Source organism: Mesorhizobium sp. G2-6-1, from assembly GCF_055809095.1.
On the sequence record NZ_CM147896.1, the window covers coordinates 3,607,940 to 3,631,504 of the forward strand.

27 protein-coding genes are annotated in these 23,565 nt (G+C 55.4%); 9 read left to right on the forward strand and 18 right to left on the reverse strand.

The features are described 5' to 3' along the window. Position 1: 1 nt before the first annotated feature. Entirely contained in the window at positions 2–961 is a 960-nt protein-coding gene (locus AC0L7S_RS17365) for a LysR family transcriptional regulator (protein ID WP_473472144.1), read from the forward strand. Positions 962–1,162: 201 nt separating this feature from the next. Here AC0L7S_RS17365 and AC0L7S_RS17370 read toward each other — a convergent pair whose 3' ends face one another. From AC0L7S_RS17370 to AC0L7S_RS17395, 6 genes are all read right to left on the reverse strand, one after another. Continuing rightward, on the reverse strand, positions 1,163–1,426 hold the full coding sequence (locus AC0L7S_RS17370; RefSeq protein WP_473472145.1) for a hypothetical protein: 264 nt from the start codon (positions 1,424–1,426) through the stop codon (positions 1,163–1,165). 336 nt (positions 1,427–1,762) lie between these two features. Next, a complete protein-coding gene (locus AC0L7S_RS17375; RefSeq protein ID WP_473472146.1) occupies positions 1,763–2,689 on the reverse strand; it encodes a sensor histidine kinase in 927 nt (308 codons plus the stop codon). 32 nt (positions 2,690–2,721) lie between these two features. Then, on the reverse strand, positions 2,722–3,132 hold the full coding sequence (locus tag AC0L7S_RS17380; protein WP_473472147.1) for a hypothetical protein: 411 nt from the start codon (positions 3,130–3,132) through the stop codon (positions 2,722–2,724). Next, positions 3,119–3,796, reverse strand: coding sequence for a winged helix-turn-helix domain-containing protein (locus tag AC0L7S_RS17385; protein ID WP_473472148.1), 678 nt, complete (start codon positions 3,794–3,796; stop codon positions 3,119–3,121). Before AC0L7S_RS17385 ends, AC0L7S_RS17380 begins: the two co-directional genes overlap by 14 nt. Before the next feature lie 352 nt (positions 3,797–4,148). Next, positions 4,149–5,000 (reverse strand): COG4705 family protein, encoded by an 852-nt coding sequence (locus tag AC0L7S_RS17390; RefSeq protein ID WP_473472149.1) that lies wholly within the window; start codon positions 4,998–5,000, stop codon positions 4,149–4,151. Between the two features lie 340 nt (positions 5,001–5,340). Beyond that, positions 5,341–5,619: a hypothetical protein gene (locus AC0L7S_RS17395; RefSeq protein WP_473472150.1), complete on the reverse strand. Its 279-nt coding sequence runs from the start codon at positions 5,617–5,619 to the stop codon at positions 5,341–5,343. Between the two features lie 377 nt (positions 5,620–5,996). Here AC0L7S_RS17395 and AC0L7S_RS17400 point away from each other — a divergent pair, with 377 nt between their 5' ends. Together AC0L7S_RS17400 and AC0L7S_RS17405 are read left to right on the forward strand one after the other, a co-directional pair. Beyond that, on the forward strand, positions 5,997–6,185 hold the full coding sequence (locus AC0L7S_RS17400) for a hypothetical protein (protein WP_473472151.1): 189 nt from the start codon (positions 5,997–5,999) through the stop codon (positions 6,183–6,185). Positions 6,186–6,253: 68 nt separating this feature from the next. Continuing rightward, positions 6,254–6,397 carry a hypothetical protein gene (locus tag AC0L7S_RS17405; protein WP_473472152.1) on the forward strand — a complete coding sequence of 48 codons (144 nt, stop codon included), beginning with the start codon at positions 6,254–6,256 and terminating at the stop codon, positions 6,395–6,397. A gap of 202 nt (positions 6,398–6,599) precedes the next feature. On the opposite strand, the gene AC0L7S_RS17410 is transcribed toward AC0L7S_RS17405, so the two are convergent. The 3 genes from AC0L7S_RS17410 to AC0L7S_RS17420 all read right to left on the reverse strand — a co-directional run bounded on the left by AC0L7S_RS17410 (position 6,600) and on the right by AC0L7S_RS17420 (position 9,674). Beyond that, positions 6,600–8,132 (reverse strand): tripartite tricarboxylate transporter permease, encoded by a 1,533-nt coding sequence (locus AC0L7S_RS17410; protein WP_473472154.1) that lies wholly within the window; start codon positions 8,130–8,132, stop codon positions 6,600–6,602. Positions 8,133–8,145: 13 nt separating this feature from the next. Beyond that, a complete protein-coding gene (locus tag AC0L7S_RS17415; protein WP_473472155.1) occupies positions 8,146–8,577 on the reverse strand; it encodes a tripartite tricarboxylate transporter TctB family protein in 432 nt (143 codons plus the stop codon). A 113-nt stretch (positions 8,578–8,690) separates the two neighbouring features. Next, positions 8,691–9,674: a Bug family tripartite tricarboxylate transporter substrate binding protein gene (locus tag AC0L7S_RS17420; RefSeq protein ID WP_473472156.1), complete on the reverse strand. Its 984-nt coding sequence runs from the start codon at positions 9,672–9,674 to the stop codon at positions 8,691–8,693. A gap of 108 nt (positions 9,675–9,782) precedes the next feature. Here AC0L7S_RS17420 and AC0L7S_RS17425 point away from each other — a divergent pair, with 108 nt between their 5' ends. From AC0L7S_RS17425 to AC0L7S_RS17435, 3 genes are read left to right on the forward strand one after another with little or no spacing between them, the layout of a single operon-like run. Then, positions 9,783–10,469, forward strand: coding sequence for a response regulator (locus tag AC0L7S_RS17425; protein ID WP_473472157.1), 687 nt, complete (start codon positions 9,783–9,785; stop codon positions 10,467–10,469). Continuing rightward, on the forward strand, positions 10,469–11,872 hold the full coding sequence (locus tag AC0L7S_RS17430; protein WP_473472158.1) for a sensor histidine kinase: 1,404 nt from the start codon (positions 10,469–10,471) through the stop codon (positions 11,870–11,872). Before AC0L7S_RS17425 ends, AC0L7S_RS17430 begins: the two co-directional genes overlap by 1 nt. Next, entirely contained in the window at positions 11,869–12,939 is a 1,071-nt protein-coding gene (locus tag AC0L7S_RS17435) for an ABC transporter substrate-binding protein (protein WP_473472159.1), read from the forward strand. The genes AC0L7S_RS17430 and AC0L7S_RS17435 overlap by 4 nt, the downstream gene beginning before the upstream one ends. Before the next feature lie 123 nt (positions 12,940–13,062). Here AC0L7S_RS17435 and AC0L7S_RS17440 read toward each other — a convergent pair whose 3' ends face one another. From AC0L7S_RS17440 to AC0L7S_RS17460, 5 genes are all read right to left on the reverse strand, one after another. Next, positions 13,063–14,529, reverse strand: a complete 1,467-nt coding sequence (locus AC0L7S_RS17440; RefSeq protein WP_473472160.1) for an ArnT family glycosyltransferase — start codon at positions 14,527–14,529, stop codon at positions 13,063–13,065. Then, on the reverse strand, positions 14,526–15,275 hold the full coding sequence (locus AC0L7S_RS17445) for a ChbG/HpnK family deacetylase (RefSeq protein WP_473472161.1): 750 nt from the start codon (positions 15,273–15,275) through the stop codon (positions 14,526–14,528). Before AC0L7S_RS17445 ends, AC0L7S_RS17440 begins: the two co-directional genes overlap by 4 nt. Next, positions 15,259–16,239: a glycosyltransferase family 2 protein gene (locus tag AC0L7S_RS17450; RefSeq protein WP_473472162.1), complete on the reverse strand. Its 981-nt coding sequence runs from the start codon at positions 16,237–16,239 to the stop codon at positions 15,259–15,261. Before AC0L7S_RS17450 ends, AC0L7S_RS17445 begins: the two co-directional genes overlap by 17 nt. Continuing rightward, a complete protein-coding gene (locus AC0L7S_RS17455; protein WP_473472163.1) occupies positions 16,236–16,616 on the reverse strand; it encodes a GtrA family protein in 381 nt (126 codons plus the stop codon). Before AC0L7S_RS17455 ends, AC0L7S_RS17450 begins: the two co-directional genes overlap by 4 nt. A 299-nt stretch (positions 16,617–16,915) precedes the next feature. Continuing rightward, positions 16,916–17,632, reverse strand: coding sequence for a phosphatase PAP2 family protein (locus tag AC0L7S_RS17460; RefSeq protein WP_473472164.1), 717 nt, complete (start codon positions 17,630–17,632; stop codon positions 16,916–16,918). Positions 17,633–17,720: 88 nt separating this feature from the next. Between AC0L7S_RS17460 and AC0L7S_RS17465 the strand changes: the two genes are divergently transcribed. Further along, positions 17,721–18,020, forward strand: a complete 300-nt coding sequence (locus tag AC0L7S_RS17465) for a hypothetical protein (protein ID WP_473472165.1) — start codon at positions 17,721–17,723, stop codon at positions 18,018–18,020. Between the two features lie 6 nt (positions 18,021–18,026). Here AC0L7S_RS17465 and AC0L7S_RS17470 read toward each other — a convergent pair whose 3' ends face one another. Next, a complete protein-coding gene (locus tag AC0L7S_RS17470) occupies positions 18,027–18,986 on the reverse strand; it encodes a LysR substrate-binding domain-containing protein (protein ID WP_473472166.1) in 960 nt (319 codons plus the stop codon). 73 nt (positions 18,987–19,059) lie between these two features. Between AC0L7S_RS17470 and AC0L7S_RS17475 the strand changes: the two genes are divergently transcribed. Then, a complete protein-coding gene (locus AC0L7S_RS17475) occupies positions 19,060–20,055 on the forward strand; it encodes a sterol desaturase family protein (RefSeq protein WP_473472167.1) in 996 nt (331 codons plus the stop codon). 2 nt (positions 20,056–20,057) lie between these two features. Next, entirely contained in the window at positions 20,058–20,852 is a 795-nt protein-coding gene (locus AC0L7S_RS17480; RefSeq protein WP_473472168.1) for a 3-methyl-2-oxobutanoate hydroxymethyltransferase, read from the forward strand. Positions 20,853–20,941: 89 nt separating this feature from the next. Here AC0L7S_RS17480 and AC0L7S_RS17485 read toward each other — a convergent pair whose 3' ends face one another. The 3 genes from AC0L7S_RS17485 to AC0L7S_RS17495 all read right to left on the reverse strand — a co-directional run bounded on the left by AC0L7S_RS17485 (position 20,942) and on the right by AC0L7S_RS17495 (position 23,543). Next, complete coding sequence (locus AC0L7S_RS17485; protein ID WP_473472169.1) at positions 20,942–21,706, reverse strand: alpha/beta fold hydrolase; 765 nt, start codon at positions 21,704–21,706, stop codon at positions 20,942–20,944. A gap of 182 nt (positions 21,707–21,888) precedes the next feature. Further along, positions 21,889–22,716, reverse strand: coding sequence for an ABC transporter permease subunit (locus AC0L7S_RS17490; RefSeq protein ID WP_473474348.1), 828 nt, complete (start codon positions 22,714–22,716; stop codon positions 21,889–21,891). Positions 22,717–22,754: 38 nt separating this feature from the next. Beyond that, a complete protein-coding gene (locus AC0L7S_RS17495) occupies positions 22,755–23,543 on the reverse strand; it encodes a taurine ABC transporter ATP-binding protein (protein WP_473472170.1) in 789 nt (262 codons plus the stop codon). Positions 23,544–23,565 lie beyond the last annotated feature (22 nt).

The window sequence follows — 23,565 nt, forward strand, 5'->3', positions numbered from 1 at the left end:
GATGAACCGCCTCACTCCACCCGAACGTCTGGTTCGTGATCTGGACTGGAATTTGCTTCGCACTTTTCTGGTTCTGGCTGATTCCCGCTCGGTTACCGATGCCGCGGAACGGCTGAGCTTGAAGCAGCCGACGGTTTCCAGCGCCCTCAAGCGATTGGAAGACCGCTTGGGGAAGCGCTTGATTGACCGCAAGCCGGGGCGCTTCGAGCTTACCAGCGCGGGACAGCTCCTATTATCGGAAGCGACCGATATCCACGGTGCGATCCTGCGGTTGGGAACTGTGATGCGTGATATCGACGACGAAGTTCGCGGTCATGTCTCAGTTGCGATGGCGAGCCATGTGGTTTGCCCGCTATTCGATGCGGCGCTAACCGACTTTCACGCCAGCCATCCGCGTGCAACTCTGTCGATCGAGATTTCGGCAAGCCGTGATTCCTTGGCCGCAATCACTTCACGGCGCGCCTCATTTGCCGTCTGCCTTGTTAACGAACACAAACCGGGCCTCGAATACCGGCGTCTTTTTCGCGAATTTTTCGGACTGTTCTGTGGTCCGACACATCCGCTATTCGGACGTGACAAATTGAGCATGGCCGACCTTGCCGGTCATTCATCAGTGAGTTTCGTCACCGATCAGGCGAACGATGCCTTGCGCGCTGTTGCGATGATGCGCAGCGAAGCGCGGCTTGACGACCGTATTGTCGGAACCTCAGCAAATCTTGAGGAAGTGCGCAGAATGATCATTGCCGGTTTGGGTATCGGACCTTTGCCTCTGCACGTCGTCAAGGAAGATATCGCAATGGGGCGGCTGTGGCGATTGCCGCCTTACAACTCGCCGCCAGCAATCGATGTTCATGTCGCATGGAATGCCCGAACTCGGCAAAACCGGGCCGAATCAGCACTCCTTGCAAAGTTGTTGGACCTGATCGATACGACGCCGATGGACGAACGCATTTATGCCTGATCTCTCCGGTGGTCCCGGATAAACTGTTCCAGAAACGGGAGGACTTCGACCGGTTGGCTCGTTCTGGTTGACGCGACGCCTTTTTGGGAACGACCGGGGCGGCAAAACGATAGAGACGCGAGAATGCAATGAGCCCTATCGTGATGGCGGCCACAACATAGATCATGTGCCGGATGCGTGGCGTGAAACCCTGAGCAACGATCAGCGCGCAGATCCCGATGATCGTGGCGGATAGCGTGACATGACCGCTCGGAAAGCTGTAACCGTCAGCCCCGCTGTAAAGAGATATCGGCTTGTGCGATGGATTAAGGTCTTGACCAGAGGAACAAACAGCGCCGCGCTGACGAAGCCGGTTGCAACCGTGCTCGCCAGCCTCCAGCGCTTATGCCACAGCAGTATCGCAACGATCACGACGGCGACAGGTGCGAGAACAACTCCGTCGCCGAGCATCGTGAGGCTAACCATGAGACGGTCGAATACAGGCGTCCTAAGCCCTTGAAGGTAATCGCTGATCGCCTCATCGGACCGCACAAAGCCGGATCGGCGAGATATTCTGCGGCAACCATTATGAAGCCAGACAAACTAAACAGCGCCAATACGAAAAAGCCGAATGGCACGAGAATTTTCTTCTCATTAGAGCGGTTCAGTTTTTGATAGAACCACTGAACCGCTCTAAGTATTTGTTTTTACGCAATCCCGGATAGAAAACCGCTGTACACTTTTCCTGGAATTGCTCTAGCGCCGCGTGCTGATGGTCGCCAATATTTGTAACTATCGACTGAAGATAGCCCAGCATGTCGACTACCCCCTGCCCGACCGAGACAGCGGAAAGCGCACATTCACACGCAGGCCCGGATGGTTGTCTTGCAAGCCAAGTGCAGCATCATGCAGGTCGGATATGGCTTTGACCATGGCAAGGCCAAGACCGGATCCCGGAGTTGTGCGGCTTTGTTCGAGCCGGTAGAGGCGGCGCAACACTTTCTCACGCTCAGATTCGGGAATGCCTGGGCCGTTGTCGGCGATTGTTGCCAGAACTGTGTCATCGACCAGTTCGACTGCGCATTCGATGCGCGCCCCCTTGGAACAATGACGAAGCGCGTTTTCCAGAAGATTGGCAAACATCTGCGTCAGCAGTTCGCGATCACCGTGGATTTGAAATTGGCGATTTCCGGCATCCAGATCTAGCTCAAGGCCGAAATCCTCGTAAGCTGAACGATAGAACTCTGCGACTTCTGTCAGAATCGCGCCAACATCGACGTCGGCAAACCGAGCCTTGCGTGCGCCTGACTCGATCTGCGCGATCCTAAGCAGCGCATCGAATGTCGCAATTGTTCGGTTCAATTCGGTCGCTGCCTCGTCCAGTTCTTTGGAGACAGGCAGACCCTTGTCCTGTTTATCCGCAGCCTCTTCGATGACGATACGCAATCGATTGAGCGGGGTCTTCAGATCATGCGAGATGTCGTTGCTGATCTGCCTGATGCCTTCGACAGATGCGCCAAGGCGCGCGACTGCTGCATTGATCATCTGCGCCAGCGTGTCGATGTCGTCGCCCCGGCCACTCGCCGGAATAGGGGCGTCGAAGTGTCCGTCTGCCACGCGTTCGAGCGAATTCTGGATCAAGTCGATACGGCGGTTCATGCGCCGCGACAGGAAAGCGCCGACCGCAAGCGATATGGAGACCAGAACCAATGCCGCCCACAATGTGCCTTCCAGAATGATCTCTTCCAATTCGCTGATGTCTTCAGTGCTCTCGCCGATGGTCAGGCGATAGTTGCCAATTCCCCCTGTTTGACGAAATAGTTGAAATCGGCGTCAATGCCCAATGCTGCTGCATCGACCTGAGGCCGAGGCGGATTTTCAGGGACGGTATCGACATTGCCTGCGAGTTTACGGTCGTTTTCGCCCTGCAGCAGGAAAATGCTGTCCTTGTTTCTGGAAGCGGTCGCATAGGCTTCAACTGTAGACCTGAGGTCCTCCAGATTTCCATCCTTGAAAGTCGAGGTGAAAAAACTGAACTGATCGTTCAGCGCCAATTGATGGCGCCACAGCAATTCCTCGCGGATGACAGAATAGGCGGTTGCCGCAGCAATCACAGCTGCAGCGAGAAACAAGATCGTGAACGTAGCGGCAAGCCGAAAGCCGCTGTTGCGAAGCAAACTAGCGCGGCGCATGAATGGCATAACCGGTGCTGCGCACAGTATGCAGCAAGGCAGTATCGAAGGGTTTGTCGATTTTTGCCCGCAGGCGGCTGATATGCGTTTCAACCACGCTGGTTTGCGGGTCGAAATGAAAGTCCCACACCCGCTCCAGAAGCATCGTGCGGGTAAGCACCCTTCCTTCCGAACGCATCAGGGTTTCCAACAGGGAGAATTCCTTGGGCTGTAGATCGATTTCCTGTCCTGCTCGATTGACGCGACGGCGAATGAGATCGAGTTCCAGATCATGTACCTTCAGAATAGTCTGCTCTTGCTGGAAAACCGGACGGCGAGCGAGCGCTCCGACACGCGCCGCGAGTTCGGAAAATGCGAAGGGTTTGACAAGATAGTCGTCGCCCCCTGCTTCCAAACCCTCAACCCTGTCGTCGACGCCGCCGACCGAAGTCAGGAAGATGAGCGGCGTTCGGTTACCGGCAGCACGGATCGCCTTTACCATCGACAGTCCGTCAAGCCCGGGCAACATTCTGTCCACGATCAAAACATCATAGGATTCACGCGTGGCCTGAAAAAGCCCATCATGACCATTGTCCAGCACATCGCAGACATGGCCAACCTCACGGAATCCACGCGTGACATAATCCGCCAACTTCCCGTCGTCTTCGATCAGAAGTATCCGCAATATGTTCCCTCCTGCAGACCAAATTGCAATCTGACTGCTCTTTGCAATTCAGATTGATGTGGGTGCAATCACGTTCAACAATTCGTATCATGCGACACAATCAAATTTTTCAACAGCGTAGCGCATCCAGATACACGTAGGCTCAAAATTTGTCGGTAGATTTGCCGCAATCATGCACATCAGCACTGTTCGGCAACCCAAACAAATCGCGACCATTTCTCCAGGGCGAAACAGCGATCGCAGGCTGCTTCCATTTGGCTGATATATGAACAGGCGGACCGAAACATTTGGCCCGCCTGTTCCTGCTGGTGGTTATGCTGGACTAACTCGTCGAAAATCGTAGCATTTGTACCTATTCCGTTTCTGCGCGCATGGTCGCCAGTTCGTTCGGGACTGTGCGAGGCTCATTGGTGATGACCAGTTCGTCACCATCGTGAGTGAACTGCATGTAGATGACGACTGCCGCGATGCCGCCAAGAAACATCAGGCTTGTAACGGTAGTACCGAAACCAAGTCCGCCTGACCCGACCGGTTGCGAAAACAAGTCACCGAAGGATGCTCCCATCGGACGCGTGAAAATGTAGGCCAGCCAGAAGCACAGGATCGCATTCATTTTGAACAGATAAAAACCGGCAGCAATGACACCGATAATCGCGCAATACATCAAGCCGGCCGAGAGGTAACCAAGCGCCAAGCCTTCGGCGGCCAAATCACCGGCGGCAGTGCCGAGCGCGAAGGTAAACAGGATTGCCAGCCAGTAGAAGACTTCGCGGCGCGCCGTATAAATCGTGTGGATAGAGAGCGTACCCTCGATGGCGTACCAGATAGCGAAGGTCGCCACCAAGGCGAGTGTAAAGCCAATCGTACAAGCTTCAAGGCTGTAGCCAAGATTGTCGACCAGATTGTCTGTGATGAGGGTGCCTACCACGGAAATCAGGACGACAGCCAACCAGTAGACCCAGGGAACATATTTGTGCTGTGCAAACTGGAGAAAAAGAGCAGCGATCAGAAACCCGCTCATGATGAGTGATGTTGCTGGCAAACCAAGACCGAGATTCATATTGAGAAAATCGGCAGCGGTTTCGCCAACGGTGACGGCTAAAAGCTTGACAAGCCAGAAGTCGACAGTGACTTGAGGAACGCGATTATGAACTGGCCCGTCCGCCTGAAACGCGGATGGGCTGTTCGCCTGGATAGTGGGCATAAAACCTCTCCTGGTACGATTAGATCCGTCATCTGGCGGATCGATGAGGGTGTTGGGTGTCGGTTTGCCATGCGCTCGAAGCGGCATGCGCACACCACCCAACAGGGTTTCGTGAAAGTCCGGGGTAGGCCAACGCTTTCCAAGCCCAGACACCTGTCATGACTAGTCAGAGATTGTTGCGAGGTGATTGCCGCGAGCTTACCAATTTGTAAGCGTTGGCCTTACGTTGACTGACACTTTTCGCCGGAAGGCCGAGCGCGTGGTGGTCGCCGGAAGGCCGAGCGCGTGGTGGAACGAAGTCATGCCGCCGGACCAATGGGGCCGGCGGCATGCAGGGCGGTCAGTGATTGCCCCAATTTTCGTGCGTCGAGTTGATCGCAACGTGTTTTACGCCGGTATCCAGATCAGCCTTCAGTGCATGCGTGGCTTCGGCCTCGTCAAACGGGAAGGCATTCACATGAACCTTGTGCAAAGGATACCCGTAGGCGTTCCCAGCGTTTGCCTGCACTGCTGGTTTTGCAACATCGAGGGCACTGGCATTGGCCTGAACGTTGAAACCGGCGGTCATGACGACGGCCGTGGTGAGAATGAGAGCGCGAGCGATTGAAGAGATGGTCATTGTTATTCTCCTTGGTATGCGGAACCAGCCATTGGTCCGTTACAACCTCACCATCGCCAGGAGACTTTTTCGTTTTCTGTCCATGATCATACAAAGATGTAATAAAAACAGGATTTTAAGCCAAAATGCCGCTACAGTCTTGTCACTGAATGGCCTTTTTCTCCAGATCGATCCGCTCTGAACGGGGCATGATTGAGCACCTACCTGCCACTGGCTCATCGCAACTGGATTGGGATCACTCCAAAGCCGCATTGCTGCCACCCTCGCGCCACGAGGAAAAAGAATCCGTAAGTTTCTCGAAAAATCAGCGACAGAAAGTCCAGCCATCGTCCAGGAATGGATTGGCATGAAGCCGATTCCGAACAAGGAGAAACTGAATGTCAAAGAAAACCGCCATCACAGCAATGGCCCTGGTTTCCGCGCTCAATGTTGGAGCTGTAGCAACCGCATATGCGGAAGGCGCAAACGAGATGTCCAGCAAAGCTGAGATGCAAGCCCTGACAGAAACCAAGCTTTCGGCATCCGACGCCGCAGTTGCGGCGTTGGCCTCGACCCCGGAAAGGTAGCGGAAATCAATTTCGACGCCGGGGAAAATGGCATCGCGTATCAGGTTACCATCATATCGCCCGACGGAATGGAAAACGAACTGAGTGTCGATACCAATACGGGAGCTGTCACTAAAGTCGCCGCCAGCGAAGATGCGAAGGGCGAGAACGCAGACGATGAAAACAATGCCGATAGCGAAAGCAACGATGGAGGCGAGAGCGGCGAAAATTGATCGATAGATAACTTGTTGGGATCAGGACCGCCCGGCCTTGCGGCTGGGCGGTGTCGATATGTCAGAACTTAGTACTTCTAAATCGGGCGTGGCCCGTCGTGATTACGCAGGTCACCTCAGTCCAGTCGATGCGCTGGTTCGGGCAGGATATGCCACGATGTCCCGCACATCCTCCTTGGATCAGTCTGATCTCCCTCGCAATTCAATCGGGATCGGCACCATAGGTTTTAGATACCGGTGCCGGGCGGAAATAGCGCCCAATGACAATCGGCAGCACGAAGCCGACGACAGCAAGGGTCCATAGCCCGATGGATAGCCAGGAATGGAACAGGGTACTCCAGTCGCCGTTCGAGATCGTCAAGGCACGGCGAAGATTGGCTTCCATCTGGTTGCCGAGCAGCACACCCATGATCACTGGCACCAGTGGTATTTCGAGTTTGCGAAGCAACCATCCGAGAAGGCCGAAAGCGATCATCACCATAAGATCAAAACTCGATCCTGAGATGCCGTAGATACCAACGAAAGAGATCATCGCTACAGCCGGCATGAGATATTTGGTCGGTACGAGCAGCACCCGCACGAACAGCCCGACCATCGGGATGTTGAGAGCCAGCAGCATGAAATTTGCGATGAACAGTGCGGCAATCAGACCCCACACGACATCCGGGTTCGACTGGAACAGCAGTGGACCCGGTGTGATGTTGAGGGCAAGCAACATGGCGAGTAGAACAGCAGTCGTTCCGGACCCCGGGACGCCAAGCGCCAGCATCGGCACCAGCGCGCCACCGGCGGCTGCGTTGTTACCGGCTTCCGGTGCCACGATGCCGCGTGGATCGCCCTTGCCGAACGTATCGTCTCGATTGCTGACACGCTTTTCGATTGAATAGCTGAGGAATGAGCCGAGCGAGGCACCCGCGCCCGGCAGCACGCCGGAAATGAACCCGACGATCGTGCTGCGTGTCACCGTGCCCATAGATTGCTTTATCGTTGACAGCGACGGCGTCAGACGGCCAATCGGTGGTCGCTTGTCGGTTGCATCATGTTTGGTGCCGCGTTGCTCAAGGAAGATAAAAACCTCGGAAAGTGCGAACAAGCCGACGATAGCGACGAGGAAATTGATGCCGTCATAGAGATGAACCTGGCCGAAAGAAAAGCGCGGTACGCCTGTTTGCCCGTCGACACCGACCATGGCAATGCCAAGCCCGAGCGCCGCTGCAAGCGCGGCTTTTGCCTGATTGCGGCTGGAGATGCCGCCGAGCGTGGCAAAGGCGAGTGTGAAGAGAGCAAAATATTCCGCCGGACCGAAGAGCAGCGCCACCCTGACGAGTTGCGGTGCAAGAAAGACAAGCCCCCAGGTGGCAAAGAACGAACCGACAAACGAGGCATAGCCGGACAATGCCAACGCCTCGCCAGCCTTCCCCTGCTGAGCCATGGGGTAGCCGTCCAGTGTTGTCATCACCGCAGGTTCGTCGCCGGGAATATTCAGCAGGATCGAAGAAATACGCCCACCATACATTGCTCCGTAGTACACGCTGGTCAGAAGAATGAGCGCTGGCGTCGCCGGCAGGCCGAGCGTGAAAGCCAGCGGGATCAGGATTGCAACACCATTCGAGGGACCGAGCCCCGGCAGCGCACCGATAATGGTGCCGAGAAAGCAGCCAAGCAGCGCAAGGGCGAGATTCTCAAATGTCAGCGCGACGGCAAAACCATGCGCCAGGGCGGTGAGCGAGTCCATCAGTATCCCTCCCCTAGAAACCAAGCGGACCACGGGCAAGCGACAGCCCGAGAATCAGGTGGAAAATGACGTAAATGCCAACGGAGATCGATATGCCAGCGATGGCCGAGCCGACGGGCGTGGCACCGAGACGCCAGGAAAGATAAGCCGAGGCGACAGCGGTTGCGATAACAAAGCCGACTTCGCGCAAAACCAAGGTGTAGGCGATCATCACCGCCGCGGCCATGAATATCTCAAAGAAGCGTGCCGCTGAGGGCCAAACGGGATCGCTATCGGGTTGCAGCACCATCACCAGCCCGGAGATCCCTAGCAACGCGCCGATGATGATCGGAAACGTCTTCGGTCCGATTGGGTCTTGAATAAAGCTTTCCTGAATTAGCGTTGCCTGCCAAATGTAGAAGGCTGCCAACAAGACGCCGAGCGCGCCGAAAATGCGGTCGCTCATCGATTTCCTCCCCAATTTTACAGGAAACTCTAATCCCATTGAGGCAAAAACCCAATTGGATTCGGACCGGCGCAGCGAAGGCGCCGATCCATTTGCACGTCCGACGATCATTCCTACTTGATCAGACCGATCTGCTTGGACAGGTCCTGGATGTTTTGGACCGACTCCTTGACGAAGGCGTCGAACTTGTCGCCGCTAAGGTCGAGCGGAGCCAGGCCGTTCTGGGCCATGACCTGCTTCCATTCATCTGACTTGTAGACAGTGTCGATGGCGCCAACCCAATAGTTGTAGGCATCATCCGACATCTTGCCCGGAGCGTAAAAACCGCGCCAATTCGCGCCGACGACATCGATGCCCTGTTCCTTGGCTGTCGGAAACTTGGCAAAACCACCTTCCAGGCGATCGGGCGCCAGCACGGCAAGAACGCGGATATCACCTGAGTCAACGAAGCCCTTGGCTTCCGATGCGTCACCGGTGAAGGCCTGCACGCTACCAGCGAGCAACTGCGTCACCGCCTCGCCACCGCCATCGAAAGGCACGTATTTGACCTTGCGCACGTCGGTGACACCTGTCTTTTGCGCGACGATCAGCACTTTGAGGTGATCCCATCCGCCAACCGCAGACCCACCTGCGAAAGCAACGGACGACGGGTCATTCTTCACCTTTTCCATCAGTTCAGGCAGCGTCTTGATGGGAGAGTCCTTCGAGACGGCAATAATACCGTAGTCGGCACCGATGGCACCGAGCCAGCGCACCTGCCCCATATCGTTGCCGGGAAATGCGCCTTGGGCCAGACGCGTCGCTGTCGCCGACGAAGCGGCGACGATAAGGTTATTCTCGCTGTCGCGTTTGTTGACGACTTCGGCAAATGCGACGCCGCCGCCGCCGCCGGCCAGATTGGTGACCTGCATGGTGCCGGGTATGACCTTCAGGTCCTGAAGCGTCTTGCCGACCTGACGGCAGGTGAAATCCCAACCCCCGCCGGGAGCCGCGGGCGCGATGCACTCCGTGTTATCCGGCTCGAAAGCGAAGGCGGTTGTCGAGAAGGCCGCAGCGGCCATGACTGTCGCAATCGTGTATGCGATGAGTTTTTTCATTATATCCTCCAGTGGAAACCGCATCTGCCTCCACAGGTGCGTTTGCGCTTTCGTTGGTATAGGATTTTTCTGTCATCTTGCTGTCAGATGGAAACATAGGGTTAGACCGTGCATTTTCTTGTGGTTGAGGATACCCTCGACGTGGCGGAAGCCATCGTCACCCGGCTATCGAATTCGGGGCATGCCTGCGATCATGCCACCACATGCGCGGATGCGTGGCATTTCGCGTCGCTCTCGCCCTATGATCTCATCATTCTCGACATCAACTTGCCGGATGGACCGGGTACCGACCTCCTGCGTCGGCTGAGAAACGCACGCAATACATCGCCCGTACTCGTGCTGACAGCGCGGCTTTCAATGGATGACAAGATCTCGGCCCTCGACGAGGGTGCCGACGACTATATGGTCAAGCCGTTCGAACTTGGCGAACTTGAAGCGCGTGCCCGCGCTATCGTGAGACGAAGAAATGGCGAAGACCGACGCGTACTTGAAGCCGGCAACTTGCGCTTCGACATGACCACACGCGCAGTGACTGTCGAAGGAGAGCCGCGCGAACTGACAAGGCGCGAGCAGGCTTTGCTGGAAATCTTTTTGATCAACCGCGGCCGCGTTCTGGAAAAGGAAGAGCTTCTTACGCGCATCTTCGGCTTTGATGCCGATACAGGCGCAAATGCCGTCGAGCTTTATGTCGGGCGGCTGCGTCGCAAACTCGCCGGTTGCGATTTAACGATCCGGACGCTTCGCGGACTGGGCTATCAGGCAGACATCAAGATAAAGTCTGGTCACGGCAATTGATGAAATCAAGCGGAGTAGGTCTGCGCCGATCTGGCAATTCGATTGCGACACGGCTTGGCGTGCTTCTGACTTTGGTGCTTGCCGTTGCTGTCGCGCTTGTGATTTTCGCGACCTATCAATACGGTCGGACCGCCGCCGACCAAGCCTTCGATCGCCTGTTAACTGGTGCTGCGTTGCAAATCAGTGAACGCATTTCTGTGGTCGATGGACAACCCGTCGTCGACATTCCGGTCTCCGCCTTCGAACTTTTGTCGCTCGCGCGCGACGACCGCATATTTTATCGTGTCGTCGGTCCAAGCGGGCGGACCCTGACCGGTTATGATGATTTTCCGCTACCGCGTAGATTTGCACCCGATGAGCGCGAGAGGGTGTATGAGGCGACCTATGACAATGTGCCGGTGCGTGCCGTCGCCCTTCGACGCGATCTTGCCGAGCGCTCGCTTTCGGGGCGGGTCGAAGTCATCGTCGCACACACCATGCAAGCGCGTGCGGCGCTCGCTCGTGAAATCGCAACGCCAGCGATTACCGGCATTGCCGCAACCAGTTTCGCGCTGCTCGCCCTGGCTCTTCTTGCCATGCGTTTTGCGTTAAGGCCGTTGAAACTGATCGAGCAAGCAATAGTCGACCGCGACCCCCTCGACCTCACTCCTTTCGAGATGGCAACGCCACGCGAGGTTGAAGCCCTTGTTGAGGCGATCAACCGCTTCATGGGTCGGCTTGACCGGCGGGTGCGAGCGATGCAGAGCTTCGTCGCAGATGCCGCACACCAAATGCGCACCCCGATCACGGCACTGAGGGCGCAAACCGAACTGGCGCTGCATGAGACCGATATAGATCGCCTACGTGCGCTTCAGCGCCGCATCCGTTCGCGCGCTATTGGCGTCAGCAGATTGACGGACCAACTGCTGAGCCATGCCCTGATCACGCATCGTAGCGAAACGGCGGCGCTTGAACCACTGGATCTGCGCCGCGTCGCCGTCGAGGCTGAACGCGAGATTCGTTCTACTGGTGTTCAGAGCCCCGAAAATCTCGTTCTGGATCTGAACGAAGACCCTGTCATGGTTCGCGGAGACCTGTTCAGCCTGCGCGAGGCAACGAAGAACCTCGTCAACAATGCGTTCGTCCACGGCACCTTGCCCGTTTCGATCGTCGTGCGCCCGTGCGGACCGGCTCGGTGTCGTTTGACAGTTGCAGATGCAGGCCGTGGCTTTATCACGACCGACAACGAAATTGGCGCACGTTTCGCCCGTAACGAAAACAACGCGGAAAGCGCCGGTCTGGGGCTCGCCATCGTGCGCGAGGTGACGCTCTCGCACAATGGAGACCTTCTGGCCACTGGCTTCGAAACCGGCGGTTTCGAGATGATTATCGATTTGCCGGCGCTCAAAGAGAATGAGTCATGAGAAATCTTCGAGCCATTACCTTGGCATGCCTTTACTCGCTCTTTCTCACGGTTCATGCACAGGCGGTGGACACGCTGTTTCCTGCACCTTCCGGCGCGGCTTCATCAACTTTGAAAATCGCGAGTGTAACTGACCTAGTAGCCGCGACGCCGCTCATCGAAGCCTTTCAGGCGCAAAACCGGCAAGTGGCAGTAATCTATTCAGAAGCCACCAGTAACACGCTGGATGCACAAGTGACGGCGGCCTGCAAATCGCATGAGTTCATTGCCGATTTGGTTGTATCGTCCGCCGTTGCGCAACAAGTGCGCCTCGTCAACGACGGTTGTTCGCAGCCGATCCTCAGCCCGCTGACAGCAATGCTGCCAGACTGGGCACATTGGCGTAACGAACTTATCGCAATCACCATCGAGCCTGCTGTCATTGTCTACAACAAGGCTGCACTTTCACCATCGGAAATTCCGAAAAACCGTTTCGATCTCGTCGATCTGCTGCGTCAATCCAATCGCTTCAAGGGCCGGATTGGCACCTATGATATTGTATCGTCGGGCGTCGGCTACCTGTTTGCTTTTGAAGACGCCACTCAGGCCACGACCTGGGGCAGGCTTCTCGAAAGCTTCGGGCGCAACTCGGTTCGCACGTTTTGCTGTACCTCGCAGGTTCTCGACCGCGTAGCCGACGGGCGGCTCGACATAGGATACAATGTGCTCGGCTCCTACGCACTTGCCAAACAAGCGCAGGATCCGCGTCTTGGCGTCGTCTTTCCATCAGACTACACACTGGCGCTCGGTCGCGCAGCCTTGATTCCGAAATCTGCTGCGAACCCCACGGCCGCGATACGCTTTCTGGAATTCGCGCTGTCGAGGGAAGGTCGAACCATCCTCGCGAACAAGTCCCATCTGCCGTCGTCCGTCGATGGCCTCCAGTATCTCAATCGCATAGCCGGCGGCGATGACCAATCAATTCGACCGATCGCCTTGTCTCCGGCATTACTCGTTGCCCTGGACAGGGCCAAACACAAGATGTTCCTCGACCAGTGGCATCAATCAATCAAACCTGTAAGCGAGTAAAATCACTCGCATTTCCACACTTTCGCGGCCAATCCGGGGGCTATCCGGTTAAATGTGCCTGATTTCGGCAACAAGATCTGTGTGGGTCGCGAGCCTATGCCATCACCTGAAAACGCAGTGAATTCAGTTGGTCGTTGTTCCAGGTTGCAGGGTTTCGGTTCGGCGGGGATTCACACTGAAATCCGGCGTTTTCGACACTGAGGCGGAATTAGCGATAAACAACTGGTATTTTCGATCCTCGGCCACGGGCTTAACCGTTTGTCCGAAGCGATCAATGAATGCGTCGTGATCCTGCTTGAGTACCAGTACACCATCGCCGGGACGAAGCCATGTGGCCAACTGCGCCGGCGATTTCATCCGAGTGATCCTGCCTTGCGTGTAGAACTCGGCCGAAAAGCTGCGAGAATTGAGGATCGCCAATTTGCCGGTATCTGGAAAGGCTGCGATCAATCGAGCTTCGGTAGGCAGGATCGAGCCGTCGAAGCCCAAGAAGGAAACAGCGGTAATACTGGTCGAGGCCAGCACGACCTCAACCACCCCAAGCTTCAACCATCCTGCTCGCGCGGGACCAGTCCGGGTCCACAGCATTACAGCCAGTAGTGCCGCGGCCGGCACGCCCGGCAGTACATATGTCACGAGAATATTTGCTGCTGCTGTAAAGAACACCAATGGTGTCAGCGCAAACAAGAACAGGTAAAGATACAGTCCCCCGCTATCCGTTATGCCGCCTTTTCGCAATCGCCATATTAATGCTGGCAACAAGGGGCTCCAAGGCAATGTGGCGGCAATCCAAAACAACCAGATTGTGCCCCGCGGATGTTCGCGCCCTGCTCCATAGAGGTCACCTGTCCATCCTGGTTGCAGAAAGCGTTGGATATGCTCGCCGATAAGAAAATAGTGAAGAAAACCGGGGGTCGCGATTTCTGCCGCCACGTACCAGGGTATGACCAGGATTGCGCACAGCGCCACCCCGCCTGCCCATGGCAAGCGATCAAGATCCTTCCAACTGCCGCGCCATATCATCCAAACAGTAATCGGACTCATTGAAAGAACAACTGCGACAGGTCCCTTGGCCAAGAGGCCGATGGCAAGCCCGAAAAAGAACAGCCATCCCCAGCGGCGATTTCCTTCCAGGCCCCGGTAAAAACCAGCCATACTGGCGGTAACGCCGAGCGTTAATACCATATCGGTTTGCACGAAGGCCGTGGCGATGAAAAACAGACCCGAACTGGCAGTAACAAGCACTGCCGCCGCTGCTATCCAACGTTTCGTCAACGTACATGCCCACAGCCACAGGATCGCCAGTGTCGCTATGGTTGCTAACAAGATTCCCAGCCTCGCGGCAAAGGGAGTTGCACCGAAAGCCGCGATGCCAGCTGCCGATAACCATGTATGCAATGGCGGCTTGGCCCAAAACGGTACGCCATAGTCAAATTGTGGTGTTATCCAATTGCCGGTTTCCACCATCTTACGGGCGATTTCGGCATAGCGTGCCTCGGTCGGGTCCGTCAGTGGTATCCAGATCATAGCCAGCAACCGCACGATCATGAGCAATAGCAAGCCCCACAGAATGGTACGGCTCTTGGTCATTTCACTGCACTTTCAATGAGGATTTGTGCCTCGGCAGCGCGACTTTCGGGCGCATGGCCGGCACATTGCATGGGATCGGTAGCGTCACCCGGATGGAGCATTAACAGGCAATCCGCTCCTGCTGCCGATAACAGGCGGGGAAGCCATAACCGAACATTGGCCGGATCATCGAGACGGAGAAATCCTGAAAAATCATCGTTCACTTGCAGTCCCGCTCGGGAAAATTTCACCCGCGCCCGTGCCGCCAAGGCCATGATGGCCAATGTTTTCATGCCACCCGCGCGAAGATTATGCCATCGCCCCCTCCAGGTGGCAGGCAATGGCACTCGCACCCATGTTCGCGGTCCGAATGGCAAACGGGTAACAAGCGGCACTAACGCCGGCAAGCAGTGGCAATGCTGGTGGCCATCGAAATAGTCAGGCGGACTGCCGAACAGTGCCGCGTATTTTTCCGTTTGCCGTGCAAGCGAAGCCGCAATGCTGTCAAGCAGGCGCTCGTCAAGGATCGGTCGCATTAACGTGGCCAGTGGCCATACTGGCTCGCGCCCGGAGACTGCATGGGTGAGGTTCAGGTGTAGTCCGACTTGCGCGCCTGCGTCCCGCAGTGCGCGCAAACGGGCTATATCACGGGGCTTCATTGCGCCGTCAACCATCACCGAGGTGCCATCAAGCCGCCTCGCCTCCATCAGTGAGAGAATGACCCGGTCATGTTCACGTCCCAGTCCGAAGTCATCTGCGATCCGCAATGGTAATCTCCTCGCGGATGATATCTTCGGCCACAATATAGATTGGGCGCTTTTTGGCCTCTAATACGGATTTGCCGACATATTCACCCAAGAGGCCCAGAAACATCATCTGGACGCCGCCGAAGAATGAGATCAGCGCGAGAACCGATACAATCCCGACCGGAACGGCAGGAAAGAAGAAATGCTGGATCACGACGTAGCTGCCATACCCTGCGCTGAAAGCGGCAATGATGATCCCTGCCACTGCCATCAGACGTAGCGGCGTGGTGGTAAAGCTGGTGATCGCGTCAAGCGTCATCGACAAGAGACGGAATGGATTGTAATTGCTCGTACCTCGAGTTCGGGTGGCTGGCGCAAGAGGCACGCCGATTTGGTGGAAGCCAACCCAGCCATAGAGCCCCTTCATGAATCGATCGCTTTCGGGCAGGCTGCATAACGCAGCAATGAATCGCTGATTGATCAAGCGAAAATCTCCAGCATCCGGTGGGATTTCATATCTAATATCCCGATTAATGATCCAGAAAAACAGCCGTGACAAAGTATCCTTCAGCGGCCCCTCGGATGCGCGACGACTAGCTTTATATGCATAAACGCTGTCTGCGCCTTCGGTCAGCCAGATGCGAACGAATTCAGAGATCATTTCGGGCGGGTGCTGAAGATCCGCGTCCATTAGAACAGCCGCATCGGCATATTCGGCAGCATCAATGCCAGCAGATAGTGCCGCTTCCTTACCGAAATTGCGTGAGAAGCGGCGAAGGCGAACGGACCGCGACCCGAAATCATGTGTCTTCAACAGCGTGAAGCTGGAGTCGCTACTGCCGTCATCAATGAAGATATAATCGATACTTAGAACAAATTCCGCAGAGATGCTGTTAGCAACTGAGTCCAATCGCTCGAGAAGATCGGGCAATCCTTCAGCTTCGTTATAGACAGGAATGACAATACAGATGGTCTTGGTGGTCATGACGGCTTCTTTGCGAAAATGACGCTTGAAGAAAAGAAGAAATTGACGACAGACGCCAGCCCGATTGCGATGAGGAGTGCTGCAGCCAGTGGCAGTCTTGAATAAAGAATCGCCTTTAGAAGAATAGCGCGCAGCATATAGATTAAAACGCTCCAGCCTATGAATATCGCATATCGGCGGACGAGGTTGTTCTTTGCATCGCGGAAAGTAATGCGGATATGGAATAAGAACACGACGGACGCGCTGACAATCATCGCCAAAGCCAATGCGACAGCCGGATCCAGCCGCAACCAACTGGACGCAGCCAACGTCAAAACATAGTCGATCGCCGCGCCGATGGTGGATCCGCTGGCAAAGATAGAAAATCGTTTCAGCATCACGAAATTCGTTACGCCCAAGAGGTTGCTATTGCTACCTGTCACCTTGGAAATGACAAAGTAATTTATGGCCTCGGTACTTTCCCAACACGTGAAGCATACCGGTTGGTATTATTTCCCAAGCGACGTGGAATGCATTTTTATCAGTTCATTGAAGGGCCCGCTTTTCATTAAAGCACATCGCGTCCAAAGGGATTCATGCAGGGTGCTTCAAGCCTTTGTTTTTGTGCATGTCGTTGTCTCAAAAACCGCTGCACACTTTTGGGCGACATGCACTAAGTCGGCTGCAAGTCGGCCTTTCAAGGTAGTAGCTTCGATTGCCATACCAATGGATAGATTGCGGCCTTCTCATTTGGGGTCTCGTTCACCTGGAAATTGTCAAAATTGGAACCGACATTCTCGATGCTGGTTGCCGACGAAAATGGTCGGCCCGGAATTATGTTCTTTTGAAAGGCGCCAACAGTTGTCGTTGCACCTGCTCCGCAAGAGTTAGAAGCGTTGTGCCGTATCGGCCCATAGTCCAGAGCGATGCCTTTGCCGCAGCAATGCCCACAATGAGCGAGCCAACCATGTCGAGTGGAAAATGGACGCCGATGTAAATCCTCGACCATGCCACGATGATACCCAACCCAGTTGCCACCCAGGCCTCGGACTTGCGGCGCAGCATGAACAAGACTGCCGCACAGCAGGCAGAAGGTAATCCCGTGATTGCTGGGGAAGGAAGAATTGGGGCGATGGTGAACCAAAGTATTGCCTATACCGGCCATGAATGGGCGTGGCCGGAACAGTGCCAGTCCGACCGCGTAACTCAGCACGATACCAGCGAGCAGCGCCAGAAGAATTGATATCGCCGCAAGTCTCTGCCGGCGGCTGCCAAGCAACCACAACGCCACAAGATATAGTGGCACCAATAACACCAGGAACTTTGCAGCAAAGATTGCAAAGAAGGCAACCGTCGCGTTCGGCGCAGGGCCAGCATTTAGAAGTAGAAATAGGTCCCTGTCGAAATTGAGCATATGCAGTTCGTTGGTCCCGTGAATCCATTGAGATGATATCTGCGAGGCTTCACGCCCTGCAAATGTGGTGATCTTCGAGAGTGTTGAGTTGGATGAAGCAAGCGATGGTTATCGCAAAACTATGATTGTCTTCTCCTGCGAAGAGATGAAACAGATCGTGCGTCGTGTAGTTTTCCAAAATATTACCGAAAACTTACAAATAAGTAAGGCTGCGCCGACGTCCGGTCTCTATCCAAAAAGTGGATTTTTGACGAACCTCGAAACCGCAAGAATTTGCCAGTATTTTCTTGTTGGCAATGTAATCTTCGGGCACCAGTACGGACTGGCGTCAATTGAACGATGTCTCGGCGATTGGCAAAAATCCAGGTTCGGCGCGGTGTTACAGTAAGAGAATTCAATCGACGGGGGGCACAATGTGCATGCCACCATCGGATGAACCAAAATAGATTTGACAAGCATCGGAAAATGCCTGCACGGCGCGCCGACGCGGACCAGACACATGCCCCAACGACAAGGTCAGACCACTCGTCGAGCCAGAGATGGGAATGCAGGCAGTTCCGTTGCCAGCATAGCTCAGGCTGGAGGCTGGGCGCATGTTCAGCAATGCACAGCCTAGCCCCACTCCCACCAAGGATCTGACCATTTCCGTCGAGTTTGCTGTTGCAACGACATTAAACCGTCTTCCGCTACTCTCCAGCAGTTCGAGATAGTGCGTCTTTGCAACCGGCAAGTCCAGGATGATCAAAGGTTCGGCCACAAGTTCCTCGAGTCCAACAGTTCGCTTTTCAGCAAAGGGATGTTGATCCGAGCACAGGCAGTAGCTGGGCGCATGAATCAGGGGCTCGACGATGATTTGCGACGCGGGTACGTCTGCAACGAACACGATGACGTCGAAACTGCCGTCGAGTAGGCCCAATTGCGCTTGTGTGTTGTCGCATTCCTCAAGTGACAGCGTCAGGCCTGGGTTTCTTGTCATCAGCGGCGCGACGATCTTCGGCAGAAAGGCAGGTGCGATTGGCGCATAATAGCCGATCTTTAGCAAACCAGAGACGCTCGAGCGTAAATCAACGCCATCTGCAAGCATCGACTCATAACGCTCCAGAAGATCCTCGATTCTACGCAGCACCACACGCCCGCTGGATGTCGGCGAGATACCCTTGGCGCGAGCTCTCGTCACGAGGGCTATCCCGAAGGCTGTTTCCGCCTGATCAAGGGCCGCAGACACGGCGGAGGCCGCGACGTTCATCTCGTTTGCCGCTGCGGAAATACTACCCAGCTGCATGGCCGAGCGGACATAACGCATGGCGCGTAGCGAAAGGTCCATTTTTGATTCCTCTGATTTTTCACTATTCATCGAATAATAAAACTATTTTTCGATGAATGCATTCCGTGTCAACTTTGAAAATGAAGATACTCGGGAGCGTGCGATGACTGTTTCTCAAGATGACCAGCCAGCTTTGCCCGGCTGGAACTACACACCGAAGGTGCCGTTGGCGATCTCTCCGCTGTTTCAATGGCCTTTGCGACCGCTGGCGATCCTGCGATGGGTTTGGGACAGTTGGTTCCTTCTGACTGAACGGCTGATCATCGTTGGCGTCGCTTTCGTGACCTTCATCTGGACCCAGCCGTCGCTTGAAGTCACGAAACATTTGGAACTGGGTTGGATCGCACAGATATGGCTGCGTAACATCGTGCTATTGACGGTCGTGGCCGGCGGTTTGCATATCTATTTCTACCGCTGGAACGCTCAGGGCCGAAAACTGAAATACGATGCACGGCCTTTGATGGTGAATGGCAAACAATTCGCCCTGGGCGGGCAGATACGTGACAACATATTCTGGTCGCTTGCCAGTGGCGTCACCGTCTGGACCTTTTACGAGGTCGTCATGTTCTGGGCGATGGGCAACGGCTGGGCTCCGGTACTGACCTGGGACCAGAGCCCTGTCTGGTTCGTCGCGCTGTTTTTGCTCGTGCCAATGTGGGAAAGCTTCTATTTCTACTGGATTCACCGTGCGTTGCATTGGCCACCGCTCTACAAGCGGGTGCATTCGGTTCATCACCGGAACATCAATGTCGGACCATGGTCGGGCAATTCAATGCATCCGGTTGAACACATCATTTACTACGGCTCCGTGCTGATCCATTTCATTGTTCCGGCCAACCCGGTCCACATCTTGTACCACCTGCAATACTATCTGCTGACCGCCGCGACGACGCATGCCGGCTTCGAAGGTCTGGTCGTAAGGGACCGTAACCGGCTGAAACTCGGCACGTTCCACCACCAGATGCACCACCGCTATTTTGAGTGCAATTATGGCGGGTTGGAAGTTCCTTGGGACGTCGTGTTCGGGTCGTTCCACGACGGTACCCTTGACGCCAACGAACGAATGAAGGAACGCCGCAGGCGGATCATGGGGTCGTGACGATGGGTGGTTTGACCATACGTGACCTTCGGGCCCTGAAGGGCGTTCGCCAGATCGCCTTCGTTCAGGTGACGCGAGAAGAAGAGGCGATCGCCGCAGCCGAAGCCGGTATGGACATGATCGGGACGGGGTTTTGTGAAAGCGCCCGCCACCTCCCGCAGTTGGTATCGCAAACACATTTTCAGTTTGGCCTGCAATGGGGTGGGCACGCCTGTGCTACTGAGGCGTTGCGCGAAGCGATGGAAGCGATGCTGTGCGGTGCGCAGTCGATCTACTGTGCAATGAGCCCAAGCGTCATCGAAGTGCTGGCACGCGAGGGCGTGCCGGTCATTGCGCATGTCGGACTGGTGCCACCCAAGGCCACCTGGACAGGCGGATTTCGCGCAGTCGGCAAAACGGCGAATCAGGCGCTGAAGCTGTGGCAGGAGGTTCGAGACTTCGAGAACGCCGGAGCCTTCGCCGTCGAGATGGAGGTGATCCCGGCAAACCTCGCTGCCGAGATCACGCAGCGCACAAGTTTGCTCACAATTTCGCTTGGTTCGGGCGCGCAGTGCGACGCTCAATATCTGTTTTCTGCCGATCTTCTTGGAGAAAACCGTGCCCATATCCCGCGCCACGCCAAGGCCTATCGAAACTTCACCGCAGAACGCGACCGGCTACAGGCCGAACGCGTTGCAGCCTATGGCGAATATATGGCCGACATTCGAAACGGTGCCTTCCCCGAAGCCCGCCATCTTGTTGCAATGAACGAAGATGAATTCGACAGCTTTATCAAAGCCCTCGAAAAACGAGGGTGACACATCCTTGAGCGCCGCGCAAAAATAAAGCGGCAGGATAAGGATCACCTATATCGGATAAGGGCCAAAATCCTGCCGATAAGTCTCGATCAGTGCTTCTTCGTCCCCAGGAAATCTGCGATCAACGCATTAAAAAGCCACGGTTTTTCCAGATGGATATTGTGTGCAGCATTCGGGATCACGGCAAGGTCCGCATCTGGAATGCCGCGCCAAAGAGCTTCAGGTTGCGACCAGCCATACGAACGGTCGTGGCTTCCCCAAATGACCAGGGTCCTTGCCCGAATTAGAGCAAGTTCATTCCGGCCATCCCAACTTTCCCAAGCGGATAAACTTGCAAGAGCAGCTTGCAGACTTACCTTGCTGCCCAACGACTGACAGAGATTGAACCCTTCCGCCTTTTCGCCATTCAAAAACCATGTCGCAGCGATCCGCGTTGCCGTGTCGGCCAGTCCCTCGGCCAAAAACCGCGCGCGAGATTGCTCGATGGTTTCAAAACGACCTGGCAACACGCCTTGCGGGCCTGTTCCGTAAAGGATCAGATTACGGATGCGCTCGGGCGCAAGCCGCACCATTTCCTGAACGATCATACCTCCCATGGAGTGACCCAAAAGATCGAATTCCGATATATCGAGGCAACTCAGGAGTTCAAGCACACTCTGGGCGTGACCTTCGATCGTGTCCGGCGCGGTCAGCGCGGCACTGTCACCAAACCCTGCCAAATCCGGGCAGATGACGTCGCGCGCCGCGCAAAACTCCTCAAGTTGAGACGACCAAATTGCACTGCCACCAAGAAACCCATGGACAAGGACAATCGCCGGCCCCTTGCCTTGCCTTCTATAAGACAGAACCGACATCTTCGAGCCTCCAGCTTCTCCAGTCAGTCGAGACCATGCATGCCGCCCAAGAACGCTGCACACTTTTGGGCGACCCGCATTAGAAAATCAGCCGGCAGGGAAATTGTGCAGGCAAGTGTGATCCAGCCCTATTGAGACAGAACCAATATTTCGTCACGGAAAAGTCGTCCTTAGCTTCCCGATTACATTCTGCCCTTCCACGGCACGAGGCGACGCTCGACAAAGCGCATCAAGAGGTCGAAGGCGAAGGCGATAATGGCGATTACGAAAATCCCCATGATCACCACAGGCGTTTGCAGAAACTGGCTAGCCGACAGAACCATATAGCCAAGGCCTTTCGTGGCAGCGACCATTTCGGCGGCGACCAGTGTGGTCCAGCCAAAGCCGATACCAATCCGCATGGCCGTCAGGATTTCAGGCATTGCCGAGGGCATGATGACATAACGCATGACCTGCCAACGGGTCGCTCCGAAAGAATATGCCGCGTGGATCTGCTCGATCGCTGCTGACTTGACACCGGATCGGGCACCCAGAACCACCGGGGCGAAAACCGACAGGAAAATCAACAGAATCTTGGAAGTTTCACCAATGCCGAACCAGATGATCATGAGCGGCAAATAAGCAAGCGGCGGAATTGGCCGGTAAAATTCGATTGGTGGATCGAAAATACCACGCATCACCGGGCTCATGCCCATAGCAAGTCCTAGCGGCAGACCGATGACGCAAGCAAGAAGGAACGCACCAAACACGCGTACAGTCGATATCGCCACGTGATCAAAAAACGACGTGCCGGTAAAACCATCGTTCCAGATGGAGATAAACTTTTCTACGATTGCGATTGGCGAAGGTACAAACAGTGGTTTGACCCAACCCATTGCCGTGACAAGCCACCAGACGAAAAAGAAAAATGCAATCGAGCAGGCAGAAAGCCAAAGCGTATTGCCTTGTCCTGGAACACCGTAAATCTCGCCTGGCTTGGTTGGGCGCGCACGGGAAAGGCGGGCAATCAAGCCCATCGCCTTGGGCTGTGGTGAGGATGTCGTGTCCGTCATGCCGCCTGCTCCTCGTCGGCGAAGATGATTTCTAGTACGTCTTCTCGAAGGCTGATAAATTCGGAAGATGCCTTGACCTGGCGCGCCGGGGTCCCACTCAGGAATTGTCTTGAGAATGGCAGGTCGAACGTATGCGTGATTCGACCCGGCCTCGGCGACATCACGATCAGCTTTGTCCCCATGAACAGCGCCTCTTCGACGCTGTGGGTTATGAAGAACACCGACTTGTGGGTATCGTTCCAGATATTGAGAATAAGCTCCTGAGCCTTTTCCCGTGTCAAAGCATCCAATGCGCCAAGCGGCTCGTCCATTAGCAGGATTTTGGGGTCGCAAGTCAGGGCGCGGGCGATGCCGACACGCTGCTGCATCCCGCCGGATAGATTGTAGACAGGAGATTGCTGAAAGCCATCCAGCCCCAATAGTTCTACGAAATTGTTGGCGGTCTTATAGCGTGCACTCTTGCCAACGCCTTGGATTTGAAGTCCAAACGCAACGTTGTCCAAAACACTGAGCCATGGAAGGAGCGCATGTTTTTGAAAGACAACGGCGCGGTCAGCTCCTGGCCCCGAAACCGGCGTATCATCCAGTTTGAGGCTTCCCGACGTGGGCGACAGGAAACCGGCTATGAGATTGAGCAGTGTGGACTTTCCACAGCCCGAAGCGCCAAGCGCCACGACGAATTCGTCATTCTCGACGGTCAGGTTGATCTGGCTTAAGGCTGCTACTGGCGGGCGACCGTCCGCTGCAGGATAGACCACGGATACGTCGTCGACATTCAGGCGCATGAGTTCCTCCTTAAGCCATCAC

Excerpts from the sequence above, each read along its gene's own strand:
- AC0L7S_RS17410 (WP_473472154.1), bottom strand. The coding sequence starts at position 8,132 with ATGGACTCGCTCACCGCCCTGGCGCATGGTTTTGCCGTCGCGCTGACA.
- AC0L7S_RS17470 (WP_473472166.1), bottom strand. The coding sequence starts at position 18,986 with ATGAATAGTGAAAAATCAGAGGAATCAAAAATGGACCTTTCGCTACGC.
- AC0L7S_RS17455 (WP_473472163.1), bottom strand. The coding sequence starts at position 16,616 with ATGCTGAAACGATTTTCTATCTTTGCCAGCGGATCCACCATCGGCGCG.
- AC0L7S_RS17495 (WP_473472170.1), bottom strand. The coding sequence starts at position 23,543 with ATGCGCCTGAATGTCGACGACGTATCCGTGGTCTATCCTGCAGCGGAC.
- AC0L7S_RS17475 (WP_473472167.1), top strand. The coding sequence starts at position 19,060 with ATGACTGTTTCTCAAGATGACCAGCCAGCTTTGCCCGGCTGGAACTAC.
- AC0L7S_RS17405 (WP_473472152.1), top strand. The coding sequence starts at position 6,254 with ATGGAAAACGAACTGAGTGTCGATACCAATACGGGAGCTGTCACTAAA.
- AC0L7S_RS17365 (WP_473472144.1), top strand. The coding sequence starts at position 2 with ATGAACCGCCTCACTCCACCCGAACGTCTGGTTCGTGATCTGGACTGG.
- AC0L7S_RS17370 (WP_473472145.1), bottom strand. The coding sequence starts at position 1,426 with ATGGTTAGCCTCACGATGCTCGGCGACGGAGTTGTTCTCGCACCTGTC.
- AC0L7S_RS17485 (WP_473472169.1), bottom strand. The coding sequence starts at position 21,706 with ATGTCGGTTCTGTCTTATAGAAGGCAAGGCAAGGGGCCGGCGATTGTC.
- AC0L7S_RS17390 (WP_473472149.1), bottom strand. The coding sequence starts at position 5,000 with ATGCCCACTATCCAGGCGAACAGCCCATCCGCGTTTCAGGCGGACGGG.
- AC0L7S_RS17480 (WP_473472168.1), top strand. The coding sequence starts at position 20,058 with ATGGGTGGTTTGACCATACGTGACCTTCGGGCCCTGAAGGGCGTTCGC.
- AC0L7S_RS17450 (WP_473472162.1), bottom strand. The coding sequence starts at position 16,239 with ATGACCACCAAGACCATCTGTATTGTCATTCCTGTCTATAACGAAGCT.
- AC0L7S_RS17460 (WP_473472164.1), bottom strand. The coding sequence starts at position 17,632 with ATGCTCAATTTCGACAGGGACCTATTTCTACTTCTAAATGCTGGCCCT.
- AC0L7S_RS17400 (WP_473472151.1), top strand. The coding sequence starts at position 5,997 with ATGTCAAAGAAAACCGCCATCACAGCAATGGCCCTGGTTTCCGCGCTC.
- AC0L7S_RS17415 (WP_473472155.1), bottom strand. The coding sequence starts at position 8,577 with ATGAGCGACCGCATTTTCGGCGCGCTCGGCGTCTTGTTGGCAGCCTTC.
- AC0L7S_RS17435 (WP_473472159.1), top strand. The coding sequence starts at position 11,869 with ATGAGAAATCTTCGAGCCATTACCTTGGCATGCCTTTACTCGCTCTTT.
- AC0L7S_RS17430 (WP_473472158.1), top strand. The coding sequence starts at position 10,469 with ATGAAATCAAGCGGAGTAGGTCTGCGCCGATCTGGCAATTCGATTGCG.
- AC0L7S_RS17420 (WP_473472156.1), bottom strand. The coding sequence starts at position 9,674 with ATGAAAAAACTCATCGCATACACGATTGCGACAGTCATGGCCGCTGCG.
- AC0L7S_RS17380 (WP_473472147.1), bottom strand. The coding sequence starts at position 3,132 with ATGCGCCGCGCTAGTTTGCTTCGCAACAGCGGCTTTCGGCTTGCCGCT.
- AC0L7S_RS17440 (WP_473472160.1), bottom strand. The coding sequence starts at position 14,529 with ATGACCAAGAGCCGTACCATTCTGTGGGGCTTGCTATTGCTCATGATC.
- AC0L7S_RS17395 (WP_473472150.1), bottom strand. The coding sequence starts at position 5,619 with ATGACCATCTCTTCAATCGCTCGCGCTCTCATTCTCACCACGGCCGTC.